This window comes from Endozoicomonas arenosclerae, assembly GCF_001562015.1.
Taxonomy (GTDB): domain Bacteria; phylum Pseudomonadota; class Gammaproteobacteria; order Pseudomonadales; family Endozoicomonadaceae; genus Endozoicomonas_A; species Endozoicomonas_A arenosclerae.
In genome coordinates this window covers 1-1534 of the sequence record NZ_LASA01000270.1, presented here as the reverse complement: position 1 = coordinate 1534, position 1534 = coordinate 1, and the positions used below count along the sequence as shown (strand labels likewise).

2 protein-coding genes are annotated in these 1534 nt (G+C 38.5%); one reads left to right on the top strand and one right to left on the bottom strand.

What is annotated here, in order from left to right; all coding sequences use genetic code 11:
• The coding region (locus tag WG89_RS31835; protein ID WP_216638587.1) for a hypothetical protein at window positions 1-208 on the top strand (208 nt) is incomplete at its 5' end.
• A 1189-nt stretch (window positions 209-1397) separates the two neighbouring features.
• Here WG89_RS31835 and WG89_RS28695 read toward each other — a convergent pair.
• Window positions 1398-1534, bottom strand: a 137-nt coding sequence (locus WG89_RS28695) for a transposase (RefSeq protein WP_172806862.1), incomplete at its 5' end; no start/stop codon positions are given.

Below are 1534 nucleotides of genomic sequence, written 5' to 3'. Positions count from 1 at the left end.
ATATTCTCCGGAGTTGAACCCAGTAGAACTCATTTGGAGTGTATTAAAGTCAGGCCGCATTGGTCGTATGGCGTTGAAAACAAAAGATCAATTTCTCAGAGCGGTCAGTTCTGGATTGAAATCCATACAGAGGAAGAAAAAAATGATTTTAGGGTTCTTCCGAGCTGAGAACACCGCTTATGCTTGCTTAGAAAAAGTTCATGCATAGGGTGTGCTCAGATCAATAAGTAGAGGTCATTATGAAGTATCTTCCTGAGAGTGACTGGAAAAAAGTCAGAGCTATTCACCCAGTGCTTTTACAGAGAATGTGTAAAAATGTGTTTCAAGAAGTTGAGGCAATATCTTCCAAGGCATCTTCAAATTATCACAAATAGTACCTTGAACTTTATAAAAAAATTGAAGACGTCGATTATGCAATAAGTGTAATGTTTGATGAGCCGAAAAGAAGTAATTCAATTCTTAAGCTTGTATCTTGGAAACGTAGCAATCTACTCTTGGAGAGTGATCTCAATGAATTCACTCAGGAAACACAAGACAGAGTCAATTCAATCTGCGGCCTGTGAATATGCCTATATCTAGAACATATCTACAGATCATCTACACACTCACCCGCCTTTTTAGTCATTACCTCAAGGAATAGATTAACTGGGAATACTTATACATGATCGCGTAGAAGCAGCTCGTAAAGCATACCCTGCCTGGCTCTATGACTGGGATAATGCACCCAAATTTAATAGAGATGAAATGGCCAGTTTTGCAGATAGCCTTAAGCAGTATCTAGTTAAAGCTGGAATTGCCAGAAGTTAACATTTATCAGGTGCCAACCATTAATTAAATCTAATTTCAAAAATATGATAAAAAGAATTATCCATATAACGACTCTACTTATTTTTTCTTTGTTACTTACAGCCTGTTCTACAGTTAAGCACCCTTTACAGGCTGAAGATAAAGCTATCTCTGAAAATCAATACCTTCTAACCTACCCTTGGTTTACCATCGATTTAGATGTTTCATTTATATATAGAAACGCAGCGCAGAGAGCTATTAAATCAGGATTCTCGAAGTTCATTCTTCTAAGAGATGATACTGATACTCATATGCGTGTCATTGTCTATATGTTCAACGATGAGGGTTTGTTGCCCAACGAATTTAACGGGTATCCGATTTATGAAGCTGAGGAATATATAAACAATAGATATTTACCTTTAGGTATGCACCCAAACGCGGCGTAATTGTTAAAATTGCCGCCTTTCTGTGATGTCTTATTGACCTCAAACCTAAAACAAGTAAATGATCCACGTTCTTAGAACGTGGTTTTGCTTTATGCCCCCCCTATAAGGGGGCTGAAACCGCCAGCCTTCAGAGAAGGCTGGTGAGAGTTGCCCCAAGATTGCAGATTATTTCCTGAAATCTATCTCCTGCTGGAGACGTTCTTTCTTTTCTTGGTACTTCACATATTTACGGATCATTTCTGCATCTACTCCGACAGTATCGACACAGTAGCCTTTTGACCAAAAGTGATTACCCCAATACG